This window comes from Meridianimarinicoccus roseus (assembly GCF_003172915.1).
GTDB classification, from domain to species: domain Bacteria; phylum Pseudomonadota; class Alphaproteobacteria; order Rhodobacterales; family Rhodobacteraceae; genus Meridianimarinicoccus; species Meridianimarinicoccus roseus.
Map to the genome: position 1 here is coordinate 26,656 of NZ_QGKU01000066.1, position 14,275 is coordinate 40,930.

At 66.6% G+C, this 14,275-nt stretch carries 16 protein-coding genes; 5 read left to right on the plus strand and 11 right to left on the minus strand.

Annotated elements, in window-relative coordinates; all coding sequences use genetic code 11:
• The 10 genes from DKT77_RS19475 to DKT77_RS19515 all read right to left on the minus strand — a co-directional run bounded on the left by DKT77_RS19475 (position 1) and on the right by DKT77_RS19515 (position 9,025).
• The gene (locus DKT77_RS19475) at positions 1-708 is read right to left on the minus strand and encodes an ABC transporter ATP-binding protein (RefSeq protein WP_109813311.1); all 708 of its coding nucleotides are present in this window, start codon (positions 706-708) and stop codon (positions 1-3) included.
• Positions 705-1,454 (minus strand): ABC transporter ATP-binding protein, encoded by a 750-nt coding sequence (locus DKT77_RS19480; protein ID WP_109813312.1) that lies wholly within the window; start codon positions 1,452-1,454, stop codon positions 705-707. The genes DKT77_RS19475 and DKT77_RS19480 overlap by 4 nt, the downstream gene beginning before the upstream one ends.
• Positions 1,447-2,430 (minus strand): branched-chain amino acid ABC transporter permease, encoded by a 984-nt coding sequence (locus DKT77_RS19485; RefSeq protein ID WP_109813313.1) that lies wholly within the window; start codon positions 2,428-2,430, stop codon positions 1,447-1,449. The genes DKT77_RS19480 and DKT77_RS19485 overlap by 8 nt, the downstream gene beginning before the upstream one ends.
• A gap of 1 nt (position 2,431) precedes the next feature.
• Complete coding sequence (locus DKT77_RS19490) at positions 2,432-3,349, minus strand: branched-chain amino acid ABC transporter permease (protein ID WP_109813314.1); 918 nt, start codon at positions 3,347-3,349, stop codon at positions 2,432-2,434.
• A gap of 86 nt (positions 3,350-3,435) precedes the next feature.
• Entirely contained in the window at positions 3,436-4,587 is a 1,152-nt protein-coding gene (locus tag DKT77_RS19495; protein WP_420798334.1) for an ABC transporter substrate-binding protein, read from the minus strand.
• A gap of 77 nt (positions 4,588-4,664) precedes the next feature.
• Positions 4,665-5,417 (minus strand): SDR family oxidoreductase, encoded by a 753-nt coding sequence (locus DKT77_RS19500; RefSeq protein WP_109813315.1) that lies wholly within the window; start codon positions 5,415-5,417, stop codon positions 4,665-4,667.
• A 110-nt stretch (positions 5,418-5,527) separates the two neighbouring features.
• Positions 5,528-5,704, minus strand: coding sequence for a hypothetical protein (locus DKT77_RS21265; protein WP_238548043.1), 177 nt, complete (start codon positions 5,702-5,704; stop codon positions 5,528-5,530).
• Positions 5,704-6,822 carry a YeeE/YedE thiosulfate transporter family protein gene (locus DKT77_RS19505; protein WP_109813316.1) on the minus strand — a complete coding sequence of 373 codons (1,119 nt, stop codon included), beginning with the start codon at positions 6,820-6,822 and terminating at the stop codon, positions 5,704-5,706. The genes DKT77_RS21265 and DKT77_RS19505 overlap by 1 nt, the downstream gene beginning before the upstream one ends.
• Positions 6,823-6,832: 10 nt before the next feature.
• Positions 6,833-7,777 carry a sulfurtransferase gene (locus DKT77_RS19510; RefSeq protein ID WP_109813317.1) on the minus strand — a complete coding sequence of 315 codons (945 nt, stop codon included), beginning with the start codon at positions 7,775-7,777 and terminating at the stop codon, positions 6,833-6,835.
• Between the two features lie 264 nt (positions 7,778-8,041).
• Positions 8,042-9,025 (minus strand): lysylphosphatidylglycerol synthase transmembrane domain-containing protein, encoded by a 984-nt coding sequence (locus tag DKT77_RS19515; RefSeq protein WP_238548044.1) that lies wholly within the window; start codon positions 9,023-9,025, stop codon positions 8,042-8,044.
• Positions 9,026-9,494: 469 nt separating this feature from the next.
• On the opposite strand from DKT77_RS19515, the gene DKT77_RS21270 reads away from it, so the two are divergent.
• Positions 9,495-9,638, plus strand: a complete 144-nt coding sequence (locus DKT77_RS21270; RefSeq protein ID WP_238548045.1) for a hypothetical protein — start codon at positions 9,495-9,497, stop codon at positions 9,636-9,638.
• Between the two features lie 131 nt (positions 9,639-9,769).
• Here the strand turns inward: DKT77_RS21270 and DKT77_RS19520 are convergent, their stop codons facing one another.
• Positions 9,770-10,420 (minus strand): TetR/AcrR family transcriptional regulator, encoded by a 651-nt coding sequence (locus DKT77_RS19520; protein WP_109813319.1) that lies wholly within the window; start codon positions 10,418-10,420, stop codon positions 9,770-9,772.
• A gap of 300 nt (positions 10,421-10,720) precedes the next feature.
• Between DKT77_RS19520 and DKT77_RS19525 the strand changes: the two genes are divergently transcribed.
• Genes DKT77_RS19525 through DKT77_RS19540 form a run of 4 tightly spaced genes read left to right on the plus strand, consistent with a single transcriptional unit; the run spans position 10,721 to position 14,245 of the window.
• Positions 10,721-11,560, plus strand: a complete 840-nt coding sequence (locus tag DKT77_RS19525; protein ID WP_238548046.1) for an ABC transporter ATP-binding protein — start codon at positions 10,721-10,723, stop codon at positions 11,558-11,560.
• A 40-nt stretch (positions 11,561-11,600) separates the two neighbouring features.
• Positions 11,601-12,863: an ABC transporter substrate-binding protein gene (locus DKT77_RS19530; protein ID WP_146205054.1), complete on the plus strand. Its 1,263-nt coding sequence runs from the start codon at positions 11,601-11,603 to the stop codon at positions 12,861-12,863.
• Positions 12,860-13,675, plus strand: coding sequence for an ABC transporter permease (locus DKT77_RS19535; RefSeq protein ID WP_109813320.1), 816 nt, complete (start codon positions 12,860-12,862; stop codon positions 13,673-13,675). The genes DKT77_RS19530 and DKT77_RS19535 overlap by 4 nt, the downstream gene beginning before the upstream one ends.
• A gap of 33 nt (positions 13,676-13,708) precedes the next feature.
• Entirely contained in the window at positions 13,709-14,245 is a 537-nt protein-coding gene (locus tag DKT77_RS19540) for an OsmC family protein (protein ID WP_109813321.1), read from the plus strand.
• Positions 14,246-14,275 lie beyond the last annotated feature (30 nt).

The window sequence follows — 14,275 nt, forward strand, 5'->3', positions numbered from 1 at the left end:
TCAAACGCCCAGCCAGCGCGCGGCGTGCTCCGCGGTCAGGCCGGTCATCGGCCCGGCCCAGACCGACCGGCCCTTGTCCAGAACGACGGCGCTGTCCGCAACGGCCGTAAGCTCGCGCAGGGACTTGTCGACCAGCAAGATGCCAAGCCCCGCGTCCTGTTTCAGTCGGCCGATCGCCTGCCAGATCTCGGAGCGCACGGTTGGGGCCAGCCCTTCGGTCGCCTCGTCGAGGATCAGCAGGCGCGGGTTGGTCATCAGCGCCCGGCCGATGGCCAGCATCTGCTGCTCGCCGCCCGAAAGTGTGCCCGCGCCTTGCCCCATCCGTTCCCCGAGACGCGGGAACAGCGCCACGACACCTTTGATGTCCCAAGCGCCGGGCCGCGCGGCAGCGACAAGATTATCGCGCACGCTGAGCGGAGCGAACACGCGGCGCCCCTCGGGCACCAGCCCGACCCCCATGCGCGCCACCCGGTGCGGCGGAAGGCCCGACAGGTCGTGCCCGTCCAGAAACATCTCTCCCGCACGGTTCGGCAGCAGGCGGCAGATGGTGCGGATCGTGGTCGTCTTGCCCATCCCGTTGCGCCCCATCAGCGCAGTCACCTGCCCCGCCCGCACGGTCAGGTCCACGCCGAACAGCGCTTGCGAATGACCGTAAAGCGCCGTGACGCCGCGCAGGTCCAAAAGCGGAGGCGGGGCGGCGGCGGTCATGACGCATCCCCGAGATAGGCCTCGCGCACGGCAGCATCCGCGCGGATGGCGTCGGGCGGGCCGGTGGAGATGATGCGCCCGTAGACCAGCACACTGATCCGGTCGGCCAGCGCAAAGACCGCGTCCATGTCGTGCTCCACCAGAAGGATCGGCGCCTGTGCCTTCAGCCCGGCAAGCAATGCCGTCATCTCGGCACTGCCATCGGCGCCGAGCCCGGCCAGCGGTTCGTCCATCACGAAACAGCGTGGTTTGAGCGCGAGTGCGACCGCCAGTTCCAGCCGCCGCCGCTGTCCGTGCGACAGGTCTGCGACCACGCTCGTCGCCTCGCCTGTCAGTCCGACCCGCGCCAGTGCCTCGCGCGCAGGTCGCACGAGCGCCGGGTCGCGCAGGGCCGCGCCGCGGAACCGCCACGCCCCACCGGCCCGGCCTGCAACGCCAAGCACAACGTTCTGCAGCACGGTCAACTCCATCGCCAGCGCGGAAACCTGAAAGGTGCGGGCAAGTCCCAGCCGCGCACGCGCCGCCGTGCCAAGCCCGGTCACGTCGCGTCCCGCCAGCCGCACGCTGCCCGCGTCCGGGCGCAGCGCGCCCGCGATCTGCGCAATCAGTGTGGATTTCCCGGCGCCGTTCGGTCCGATCAGCGCGTGCACCTCGCCGCCGCGCAGATCGAGGCTGACGTCGTCGCTGGCCACGATAGCGCCGAACGACTTGCGCAGGCCGCGCACCTCGAGCGCCGGTTCAGTCATGCGCCACCGCCCGCCCGGCCAGCGCGCCGATGAGTCCACCGCGCGCGAACAGCACAACCGCCAGCAGGCCGAGCCCGAGAAAGATCTGCCAATAGTCGCTGACGCCGCCCAGCACATGTTCCAGCGTCACCAGCAGCACCGCTCCCGCGACAGGGCCATAGAGCCGCGCCACCCCGCCAAGCACGACGATCACGATCAACTCGCCACTGGTATGCCAGCTGAGCATCGACGGACTGACGAAGCGGTTCAGATCGGCGAAAAGCGCCCCGGCCAGCGCCGTCACCGCACCCGAGAGCACGAAGGCTGCCAGCCGCAGCGGGAAGACGCCGATGCCCACAGCCTGCACCCGCGCCGGGCTTTGCCGGGCCGCGGCCAGCGCGAGCCCGAAGGGCGAGGCCCGCAGCCGCGCCATGCCCCAGATCACCGCCATCAGTACCGCGTAGGTCAGCGCGAAGAACTGCAGCGGATCCAGCGTATTCAGACCCGGAAAGCCGTTTCGCAGATAGATCGAAAGCCCGTCCTCGCCGCCATAGGCGGGCCAGCTGATGGCAAAGTAATAGACCATCTGCCCGAAGGCGAGCGTGAGCATAATGAAGTAGACCCCAGAAGACCGCAGGCTCAGCGCCCCGATCAGCGCGGCCAGCAGCGCCCCGCCCGACATCGCCACCAGCCAGATCACGGGCATGGATTTCGTGCCCGGCACGGTCATCCCGAAGACCTGCATCGGCGTGTACATCTGCGCGTGCCACGCCAGAACTCCCATCGCATAACCGCCAAGGCCGAAGAACGCGGCATGACCTAGGCTCACGAGGCCGCCGGTGCCAAGCGCAAGGTTCAGCCCGACCCCGGCCAGCGCAAGGATCGCCGCCCGCGTTGCGAGTGTGATGTAGAACGGCTCTCCAGCCCAGTGCGCCCAAAGCGGAAACGCCAGCAGCCCCAGCGCCAGTGCGGCGTTCACGATCGTCTCGCGCCGCATCTCAGACCTTTCCGAACAAACCTGCGGGCCGGAACACCAGCACCAGTGCCATCAGGATGTAGATCGCCATGGAGGCGACCGCGCTGCCCGCCGTGGCCGCCGCCTGCGGGCCGACCACGTGGACCATCGCAAGCGGCAGCAGCACCCGACCCAGCGTATCGGTCAGCCCGACAAGAAGCGCGCCGACGAACGCGCCGCGGATCGACCCGATGCCGCCAATGACGATGACGACGAAAGCCAGGATCAGCACAGGCTCTCCCATGCCGACCTGAACCGACTGGATCGCGCCGACCAGAGCGCCCGCCAGTCCGGCCAGCGCCGCACCAAGCGCAAAGACAAGCGTGTAGAGCCGGGTGATGTCCACGCCAAGCGCCGCGATCATCTCGCGGTCCGCTTCTCCGGCCCGGATCTGAACTCCCAGGCGGGTGCCCGCGATCAGCCAGAACAGGCCCGCCGCAACCGCAAGCCCGACCGCGATGACCGCAAGGCGGTACTTGGGATAATCGATCCCAAGCGGAAGCGCGACCGGCCCAGCCAGCCAGCCCGGAACGTCAAGGAACAGCGGAAACGACCCGAACAGCCAGCGCGTGCCTTCCGAGAAGATCAGGATCAACGCGAATGTCGCCAGCACCTGGTCGAGGTGATCGCGCGCATAAAGTCGCCGGATCACGGCCACCTCGATCAGCGCGCCCGCCGCCGCAGCCGCCGCCAGCGCAGCCCCAAGCCCAAGCAGGAACGATCCGGTGGCCGCCGACACCGCCGCCGCAGCGAAAGCTCCCACCATGTAAAGAGAGCCGTGCGCAAGGTTGATCAGCCCCATTACGCCGAAGACCAGCGTCAGGCCGGCGGCCATCAGGAACAGCATCACACCGAACTGCACGCCGTTGAGCAGCTGTTCAAGTAGCAGAACACCGCTCATGGGCGGAACCTGCATCGGGCGGGTCGCGCCACGTGTCTATGCCTCCAGCCGGTCTGGTTCAGGGCGGGTAACGAGGGGCGTGCCCCTCATTCCATCGGGCACTCGGCAGCATAGGCGTCGCCGCGTTCCCGCAGGGCGGTGGCGACGATGCGGTTGGTGAACACGTCACCGTCCCGGATCACTTCGCGAACATAGATGTCCTGCACCGGGTGCTGGTTCGTGTTGAACCGGAACGCACCGCGCGTGCTGTCGAAATCGGCCTCCTTCAGCGCCGCGCGGAATGCGTCCAGATCGGCGATGTCGGCCTTGCCCATCGCGCTGATCAGAAGGTTCGCGGTGTCGAAGCCCTGGCTGGCGTAAAGCGACGGCAGCCGCCCATACTCTGCCTCGAAGCTTTCGACGAAGGCCGCGTTCACCGGGTTGTCCAGGTCCCCCGACCATTGCGAGGTGTTGCGCACGCCAAGCGCCGCGTCGCCCACCGCCTGCAGGATGCCCTGGTCGAAGCTGAAGGCCGGTCCGATCACCGGCATGTCCACGCCGCTGTCGGCGTATTGCTTCAGGAAAGAGATGCCCATGCCTCCCGGCAGGAAGAAGAACACGCTGTCCGCGCCGCTGGCCCGGATCTGCGCGATTTCGGCCGCGTAGTCGGTCTGACCGAGAGCGGTGTAAAGCTCGCCCGCCAACTCGCCTTCGTAGAACCGCTTGAACCCGGTCAACGCGTCCTGTCCTGCAGGGTAGTTCGGCGCAAGGATGAAGGTGTTGGTGTGGCCTGCGCTGTTGGCATAGGCGCCTGCCGCCTCGTGCAAGTTGTCGTTCTGCCACGCGACGTTGAAATAGTTCGGATGGCAGCCCGCACCGGCCAGTTGCGACGGCCCCGCATTGGGCGACAGGTAAATCTTGCCCTGCGCCACCGCCGACGGGATCACCGCCATCGCGAGGTTCGAGAAGATGATCCCGGTCATCACGTCGACCTTGTCGGACTGGATCAGCTTGTCAGCCAGTTGCACGGCGATGTCCGGCTTGCGCTGGTCGTCCTCGATAACGACCTCGATCGGGGCTTCGGCCTGCTTGACCGCCAGCAGAAACCCGTCACGCACGTCGATCCCAAGTCCGGCGCCACCGCCGGACAAGGTGGTGATCATGCCGACCTTCAGGTTTTCCCCAGCCGCGCCGACGGGCTGCATCAGCCCCAAAGCCAGTGCGGCGGCCCCCAAAATGCGCCATCCCGTGCGTGTCATCCCTGTCGTCCCCTCGGTACGTTTGTTTGGCGAGACGCTATGCCACCCGGCCCGCCACCGCAAGGCTTGGGCCCCAATCAGGGCAGCCGTATACCGCCATCCAACCTTAGGGTTGTGCCGTTGACGTAGCGGTTTTCGATCAGGAAGGCGGCGGCATGCGCGAACTCCGTCGGCTCACCCAGACGGGGCGGGAAAACGACGTCCCGCGCCAGGGTTGCGCAGGTTTCCTCGCCCAGGCTTTCAAGCATCGGTGTACGGAATAGGCCGGGGGCGATGGCGTTCACCCGGATCCCGTCGCGGGCCAGATCGCGCGCGAGCGGCAGCACGAGGCCCGCCACCCCGGCCTTGGACGCGGCATACGCAGCCTGCCCGCGCTGGCCTTCGAAGCCCGCCACCGACGCGGTCAGCACGATTGCGCCGCGACCGCCATCGGCATCCGGCGCGCCCTTCGCCATGGCCTCGGCTACCGCGGCGGCCATGGTGAAGCTGCCGGTCAGGTTGACGTCGCAGACCTGCGCGAAGGCTGCGCTTCCGTGGCGGCGGCCCCGACCCAGCGTCGTTTCCGCATGCACCACGCCCGCGCAATGCACCAGCGCGCGCGGCGGACCGAACCAGTCCACCGCCGCCGCCACCGCCGAGAGCACGCTTGCCTCGTCGGTGACATCTATCAGTTGCAACTGGCCCACGATCTCGGCCGCGACACGCGCACCCGCGATATCCCGGTCCATCAGCACCACGCGGGCCCCGCGTTCGGCCAGGTGCCGCGCCGTGGCGGCCCCAAGGCCAGAGGCCGCGCCGGTCACGATTACCGGCAAATCGACGATTTCCATGGGCCGTTCCCCCTTGCGGCATATTCCGAAGGTGTAACCGGCAGGCGGCGGTCGGGCAAACGCTTCGCGCCGCGCGTGGCGCCGGACGGCCTGAGATGGTTGGGCTGCGGTCAGTTCCCCGGCAGCGCGGCGCAATGCCCGCCACTGGCGACCTGCCCTGATCCAAGCGCGAGCAGCGCCGGGGCACGATACGGGTTCGGCACGCTGCCCGCGGCAAGATCCAGCAGCAGCACAGTGGCGACAAGCGCCAGTGCCAGTCCGGCGGTCAGCCTGCGCGTCGGGGCCATCAGCGTGCCTCCAGCCCAAGATGCGGGCGCAGGCGCACACCAAGAACCGCTCCGGCGAAGGCAGCGAGAAACCAGACCCAGCCGTGCAGGCTGCCGGTAGAGATACCGCTGAAGAACGCGCCCACGTTACACCCGAAAGCCAGCCGCGACGAGTATCCCAGAAGGAACCCCGCCACGACCGCGGCGGCCCAGGCCCGCGCAGGCAACCGTGGCAGGCCCTGACCCAATCCCGCCCGCCAGCTTGCGACAAGAGCCGCACCGGCGATAATCCCGATATTCGTGAGCGAGGTGACGTCGGTCAGGACGCTGGCCGCCAGCCTATCCTGGTTACCCGCCGCCGACCAGAATGCCGACCCGGCAAGGTCCGCGCCCATCAGGCTGGCGCCCTTGGCCGCCCACAGCCCGAGACCGTAAACCACGCCCCAGGGCTGACCGGCGACGACGAGGTTGCCAATCGCCAGCGCGGCGACCAGAGCCGCGGCCAGCCACAGGCGCGGGGCCACGCGGCGGTTTTCCGGCGCGGCGCGCCACCACACGAAGGCGGCGACTGCAGCCAGCGCGGCCAGCGTCACCGCCAGTCCGCCCGTCCCCGACAGCACGACCAGTGGCGCGGAACCGAGATCCGTCCACCAGAACAGATGATACGCCCCTGCGAAACTGCCGATGGCGAAGAACGGCAGCGCCACGAGGCTGACCGGGTTGCCGCTGCCAGCGTTCACCAGTGTGCCTGACCCGCAGCCCAACACGATTTGCATGCAGATCCCGAACACGAAGGCACCGCCGACCATCGCCAGCCCGACCGGCGCATGGGCACCAGCAAGCTCGCCCGGGTTCGCGGCCAGCAGCGGGATCGCCACGACGGCGACGATCGCTATCGCGCAGAGCTGCGCGATGATCCCGGCGGGATCGCGGCGCAGGATCATCGCGCGCCACGGCCCGGCAAAGCCGAACCGCAACCCTTCGAGCGTGATCCCGAAGCCAAGGCCGATGGCCAGCAGAAGACCGTAGCGGGCCCCTGCCAGGACGCCGACCAGCGCCACAAACAGCATCGCCGCCCCGATCAGGGCGGCGCGCCGCGATACGGTTCCGGCGGGGGCCGGTGCCGTTGTATCGGTCATTACCGGTTCCTCAGAAAACGCCCTTGATCTGGCTCCAGAGGTTCTGCAGCAGCCCCGGAACATTGGCCATGTCATAACCCGCGTTGGACCAGCCGACCATCGATTCGGGATACAGCTTCACGTTCTCGATCCCGGCCAGCTCGCTCAGGGCGAACCAGTTGGTCGCGGCCCAGTGACCGGTATTGCAAAAGGACACGATCTCGGTTTCCGAAGTATAGCCCTTCTCGGCGGCCAGCGCGCGCGCAGCGTCGGCATCGACGATCGCGGGACCGCCGTCGAACCAGCCGGAATGTGTGAAATACTGTGACTGCGGCAGGGTGCCCGGCTTGGCGGCGGCGGCATGGGCGGTCTTGCCCGACCAGAATTCCTCGGGCCGCGCGTCGAGAAGCAGTGCTTCTTCGTCGCCCGCAACGACCGCGCGCACATCATCGGTGGTGGCGAGCCATTGCTCCGAGAAGGTCACTGTGAAATCAGACGGCACCGGCTGCGCAGCCTGTGTGGTGAGCGGTTCGCCTGCCGCAGTCCATGCATTCACGCCGCCGTTCAGGATCGCCAGCGTGCTGACACCACTGGATTTCAGCGTCCAGTAGACGCGAGCGGCAGCCCCGAAATCAGTTTCGTTCGCGCCTTGGTAGACGACCACGGTCGGACGGTCTGCGGTCACGCCGATCCCGCTCAGAACCTCGGTCAGAACTTCCTCCGGCACGAGTTGGCCGGGGTTGTCCGATGGGCCACGGAACAGTCCGTAAGGGGCGTTGACGGCGCCTTCTATATGGCCACCGCCAAACCCGTTTTCACCGGGAGCGCGAATGTCGATCACCAGCGGGTCGAGCGTGGATTGCACCGCGCTCAGACGCTCCACCGAGATCAGTGGCCCAAAATCGGCCTGGTCCTGCGCGAAGGCGGCGCCCTGCAGGGTCAGCGCCGCGGCGGTGGCAGCAACGAGAAGTCTCATGGAATCCTCCTGTGGGGGATGTGTGCTTTGAAGCTCATGTCGCGGCTTCGAGGGGCGAAATCAAGTCACGTTGCGGGCATCTCGCGGCTCTGCGATCGGAACAGTGTCGCCGCTTTTTGCGCCTCACCGCGCCGAACCGGGCGATTGTCCCGCCAATCCAGCCCACACACGAAAGCTGTTCCAGCGGGCGTGCTCAAGGCCCGGAAACCGTGCTTTTTCACCCGCATCGCCCCGGACCGGCAAGGTGAGCGGGCCAGCATCCGCTCAGGTAACCTCGTCGTTGCCGCCCGAGGCCGCCCCAGGACCCACGCGGCGGCGCATGTCCCACAGCAGGATCGCGCCACCCGGCAGCGTGACCGACAGAAACACCAGCCCGAAGGCCACCGATGCGGCCAGCCCGGCCTCGGCACTCGCTCCGACAACCGGGAACAGCATCGCCGCCGCGCTTTCGCGCACGCCCCAGCCCGCCACCGACAGCGGAACGATCATCGCCAGCAGGATCAGCGGCACGACGGTCAGCATGGCGAACGGGCCGATCACGGTGCCGGTCGCCACCGCGCAGCAGGTGAAGGCGACCAGCGTGCACAGCGCGGTGCCGAGACTCAGGACGATCTGCCGATAACGAATGTCGCGGTCGAACAGGGCGAACCGCGCCGCGTCGAGGAAGTCCCGCGAGGCGCGCCCGACCGCGCCCGGAGCCCGTGCGCCGCCAAGAACCAGTAGCGGCAGCAGCACCAGAAGGCCGGCCACCACCAGCGCAGCGGTGCCGATCACCGCGGGCCATCTGATACCGCCGGGCAGCAGTGCAGAGAGTGCAAGGCCTGGCGCGGCGAGCAGCACCAGCGCGATCTGTCCCGACATCCGTTCAAACAGCACCGCCTGACCCGCACGTACCAGCCCGGCGCCTCCGCGCGCGCGGAACGCACGTCCGGCATCGCCGACCATGCCGCCCGGCAGGGTCTGGTTCAGAAACTGCGCTAGGTAGTATTCCCTGACGGCGACCAGCAAGCTGAACCCGTGATCCAGCCGCGCCGCGGTGATCCGCCAGCGCGCGGCAGAAACCACGGTCTGCAACGTCAGGGCAAGATAGGCAGCCCCGAGCCAGGCCGAGTCAGCGGACCACAGCAGCCGCGCCGCGGAGCGCAGATCGACGATGAAGGCCAGCAGCACGACAAGGCCAAGCGTGAACGCAATCCTTATACTGGCCTTGCCGGGGCGCCAGCCGCGCAGCCGTGCAAGCGCCGTCATACGCGGCCCCGCAGGTTCCAGTGCGGCAGGCACCGCCCCGATTCTCGCGCGCCGCGCGCGGTCCAGCATGTTCCGCAGGCCAGGGCCCGTGCCATCAGCGCCACCTCGATCGAAACCGGTATCGCGCGGGGGTGCGCGCCGGACCCGGCAGGAACGGCTTACGCGAGCGTGACCCGCAAGCCAAGTCCGCGGCTGCTGTTTTAGCTCCTCCGGGGCGGCGTGCGGCGGCCCATCCGTTCATCCCCGCGTTTACCAGACGCACAGGTCCCCTCTTCCAAAGTCAAACCGACTATCCCAATCGTCCCGCCTTCTACCCGGCTGGTTCGTGGACCGAACCGGGCTTCAGCGGGCATACACGTGTGACGGTAGTTCGATGGTTAACGGTTTCTCGAGGAGAACAGACCCCATGGTCAAGACGACAAGACGGCGACGCAATCTTTTGAGTCCAGCAATGGTTATAGGTGGCATTGTGATCGGAGCCTCGCCGCTTGCGGCCTGGCTGCTTTATGCCAGTGGATCGACCGTGGTGACCGCGATCCTTGGCGGCGGGGCCTTCGCGCTGTTCCTGACACTTGGCTTCATCGTCATCCTGCGCCTGATCACCGAGATGTGATCGCGCCGCCGGGGGGACAGGCATGCCGCCGGATACCTCGCCGCCACCCAGTTTTATTTCCAGCAGCACTTTTTCGCCCAGCCCCCGGGGCGCGGCTTTCGTCGCGCGCCGGTCGGCTTCGGCACGTCTGGTTACCGCGCCGGGCGCAGACCGGCCAGATAGACAGCCGCGACGCCTTTCGCATCCAATGCGAATTCCGGATTGCGCGCATGTTGCGCGGCCACGATGGCCCCATCCACCAGAACGACGATGCCCCGCGCCACGTCTTCGGGCCGGTCGACCTGCATCTCGATCGCGGCAGCCTTCAGCCAGGTAAACAGATGCGCTTTGTGCACGTCGGCCGCCGCACGGATCGCGGGATTGCCGGTTTCGAACTCGGCCACCGCGTTGATGAACGGACACCCGAAATAGTTCTCATCGGCGAACCAGTCGCGCAAAACATCGAATACCGCCAGAACACGGTCCTCCGGACGACCGCGCACCTGCCCCAGTCGCCCGAAGAACCAGCGCCGCCATGCCGCGCCTTCGGCCTCCAGCACGGCTTCGATCAGCGCGTCCTTGGAGGCAAAGTGGTTATAGAGTGTCGCCTTGGCGGTACCCGCGCGCGCAATGATCGTGTCGATCCCCGTGGCCGAGAAGCCATTGTGACAGAAAAGATGCGACGCCGCCGACAGGATCTTGTCGCGGGCCGTGGCGGGCGCGTGGCGGGCGAAATTCCAGTCTGGGGCCGACTCGGTGTCGGAAATCGCCGGTGCGGGGTCGCGGGCGTCGAAAGCGGTCATGGCTGCGCCTTGGTCAAGAAGCCGTGAAATCTGTCTGGCATAAATGGACGGAACAGGCAATCGGGCTGGACCGTTCTGTCTTTTCTTTTTCGGAATCAGCGGCCCGCTGAACACACCATCGGACCATTCGATTGCCCTCAACTTGGCGGAATAATGCGCCAATAATGGGCTTTTTCCGTCTGAATTTTAGCCAGTTCCGAATCCTGATGGAAAGACAGGTCTGTTCACTTGACCCGGGAAAACCATACCCGGTCAGATAAGACAGAACAGTCCAGATGACGCCGCAAGGGTGCAGAACACATGATGGTAGAGCCGATCACACGGGACAACGCAGGCCGGACCGCAATGCCCCACGTCGCCGGGCGGCCCAGCGGGGCGCATGTCGCGGTGCGCGGCCTGTCACATGTCTATCGGCGAAGCGACGGCCCGGTGCTGAGCGATATCGGCTTCACCGCAGAACCAGGCGAGATCGTGGCGCTGCTAGGCCGGTCCGGCTGCGGCAAGTCCACGCTGCTCCATATGGTGTCTGGGCTGAGCATGCCGACCGCCGGCGAGGTGGTGATCAACGGTAATGCCGTGCGCGGCCCGTCGCCCCGCTGGGTGATGATGTTCCAGGCGCCGTCGCTTTATCCCTGGATGACCGTCGCGCAGAACGCGGCGCTGGGGTTACGCTTCGCCCGTCGAATGCACGAAGCGCGGGCGCGTATTCCCGAAGTGCTGGACCTTGTGGATCTTGGCGGTTTCGCCGACCGCAACGCGCAGGAACTGTCCGGCGGGCAGCAACAGCGCGTGGCGCTGGCTCGGTCGCTGGCCCCGAAACCCGAGGTGCTGCTGCTGGACGAACCGTTCTCGGCGCTGGATGCCTTCACAAGGCGCAATCTGCAACAGGACGTACGGAAGATCGCACGCGGGCTTGGCCTGACGCTGCTGATCGTGACCCATGACGTCGGTGAGGCGGTCCGCATGGCCGACCGCGTGCTGGTGCTGGACGCCCATCCCGGACGTGTGGCCAGCGACACGCGTATCACCCTGACCGATGCCGACCGCAACGGCGGAAACGACGCGTTCCAACGCGAACACACCCGCCTGATGCAAACCTATTCCGACATCGCGCAGGTGCCCGGCGGCAACCTGACCTAACCCTGCAATCCGACTTCACCCGACACAAAGCGAGACGCCGATGACCCATGACCCCCACACCCGCCCGATCGACCTGCACGCGGCCTGCTGCGGCCATGACGGCGTGGACCACGCCAAGCGGCAGACGCTCGACATGCTGGCGCAGGGCGGTCTGGCGGCGGCACTGGCGACGCTGATGGGCGGCCTGCCCGGCCCGGCGCGGGCACAGGACGACGACATCGTGCGCATCGGCTACCTGCCGATCACCGACGCAACCCCGCTGCTGGTGGCACATGCCAAGGGATTCTACGCAGACGAGGGGCTGGAGGCGGAACAGCCAACACTGATCCGGGGCTGGTCGCCGCTGATCGAAGGCTTTGCCGCGAACAAGTTCAACCTCGTGCATTTCCTCAAGCCGATCCCCGTCTGGATGCGCTACAACAACGACTTCCCGGTCAAGATCATGGCCTGGGCACACACCAACGGCTCCGCACTTGTGGTCGGGCGGCATACCGAAATCACTGATTTCTCGGGACTTGGCGGCAAGCAGGTCGCAGTGCCGTTCTGGTATTCGATGCACAACATCGTCCTGCAATACGCGCTGCGATCGGCCGGGATCACGCCGGTGATCAAGGCGCAGGGCGAACCGCTGGCCCCCAATGAATGCAACCTTCAGGTCCTGCCGCCGCCCGAGATGCCTCCCGCGCTCGCCGCTCGCAAGATCGACGCCTATATCGTGGCCGAACCGTTCAACGCGCTTGGCGAGCTGATGGCTGGCGCAAGGATGCTGCGCTTCACCGGCGACATCTGGAAGAACCATCCTTGCTGCGTGGTCTGCATGAACGAGCAGGTGACCCAGGCCAAGCCGGAATGGACTCAGGCGGTAATGAACGCCGTGGTCCGCGGGTCGATCTACGCCAGCCAGAACAAGGAAGAGGTGGCCGAACTGCTGTCCAAGGACGGCATGGGCTACCTGCCCGCCCCCGCGCCTGTCGTTAAGCGCGCGATGACGGTCTATGACGACAATGCCGAGTACATGGAAACCGGCGCGATCAAGAACGTTGCCGAATATCAGAACGGCCGGATCGACTTCCAGCCCTGGCCCTACCCGTCGGCCACCCGGATGATCGTCGAGGCGATGACCGAAACAGTAGTCAGCGGCGAGACGACTTTCCTGCAGGGGCTCGATCCGCAGTTCGTGGCAGACGACCTCGTGGATTACGCCTTCGTAAAGGCCGCGCTGGAAAAATTCCCCGAGTGGAAGAACGATCCCTCGGTCAATCCCGGCGACCCGTACAACCGCGAAGAGGTGCTCAAGCTATGAGCGCGGTCGCCGACATTCCGCAAGGCCGCGCCGCGCCGGGGCTCGGCCGCGCGCGGGGCCTCGTGAACGCCGTTCTGGGGATCGGCCTGCTGCTTGGCTTGTGGTGGATCGGCGGCGAAATGATCGCGCGCAACGACGATCTGTTCGCCTTCGCCAGTTTCGCGCCCGGCCCCACGCTGTCACGGCTGGCCGAACTGGTCGCCTCGGGCGCGGTGATCGACATGTCGGTGCCGTCGCTCTATCGGGTCGGCATGGGACTGGCGCTGGCGGCCGCGATCGGCGTGCCCGTTGGTATCCTGATCGGACGCGTGGCGATCCTGCGCGAGATCACCAACGTTCCGTTTCAGTTCCTGCGGATGATATCGCCACTGTCGTGGATGCCCATCGCGGTGATGGCCTACGACACCTGGGACGGGGCGATCATCTTCCTGATCTTCGTTGCCGCCGTGTGGCCGATCCTGTTCGCCACTGCAGCCGGGCTACGCCGGATCGACCCTGCCTGGCTGAAGGTTGCGCGAAACCTTGGCGCCAACCCCTTCCACATGCTGTTCGTGGTGATCCTGCCGGCCATCTCGGTCGACATTTTGACCGGCATCCGGCTCGCGCTTGGCGTGGCCTGGGTAGTGTTGGTTCCGGCCGAATACCTAGGGGTCACGTCCGGGCTCGGATACGCGATCAACGATGCGCGCGACACGCTGGACTACGCCAGCCTCGGCGCGACCGTGGTCATCATCGGCGTCATCGGGTTCTTCCTCGATTTCGCGCTGATGATGGCGATCAAGAAATTCAACTGGGTGCGCAGCGACGCCTGAGCATCCGCAAGATCCAAAAAGAAGGAGGATCCCATGTCTGAACCCGCAACCGTGCTGACCGGCTGTCTTGCGCCGATCGACAAGACCGGGCTGCAAGGCCTGATCGAAAAGGGCAAGGCCGACCCGACGGCGGTCAAGACGCTGAAATGCAAGACGGTCGCCGAAGGCAAGTTTCGCCACGCCAACTACATCCGCGATCTCGACCCCTACATCGTGGACGAGCCGCCGGGGCTGCTGGGCGACGACACCGCGCCCAACCCGTCCGAGGCCTCGCTGGCAGCACTCGGATCCTGCGTGGCGGTCGGGCTGCATGCCAACGCCGTGGCGCGCGGCATCACCGTGCACAAGCTGGAACTGGAACTCGAGGGCGACCTGAACATCACCGCGGTCTGGGGCACCGGCGACACGTCAGAAAAGCCCGTTGGCTTCACCGATGTGCGCATCAAGGTTCACATGGAAGGCGACTGCCCGAAATCCGAGATCGACGAGTTGGTCGCCCATGTCATCCAGTGGTCGCCGGTGTTCAACACCTTCTCGCGGCCGGTGAACATGGAAGCCATCGCCGTCTGATCCGAACCCGACCCCAGGTGCCGGGCGGAC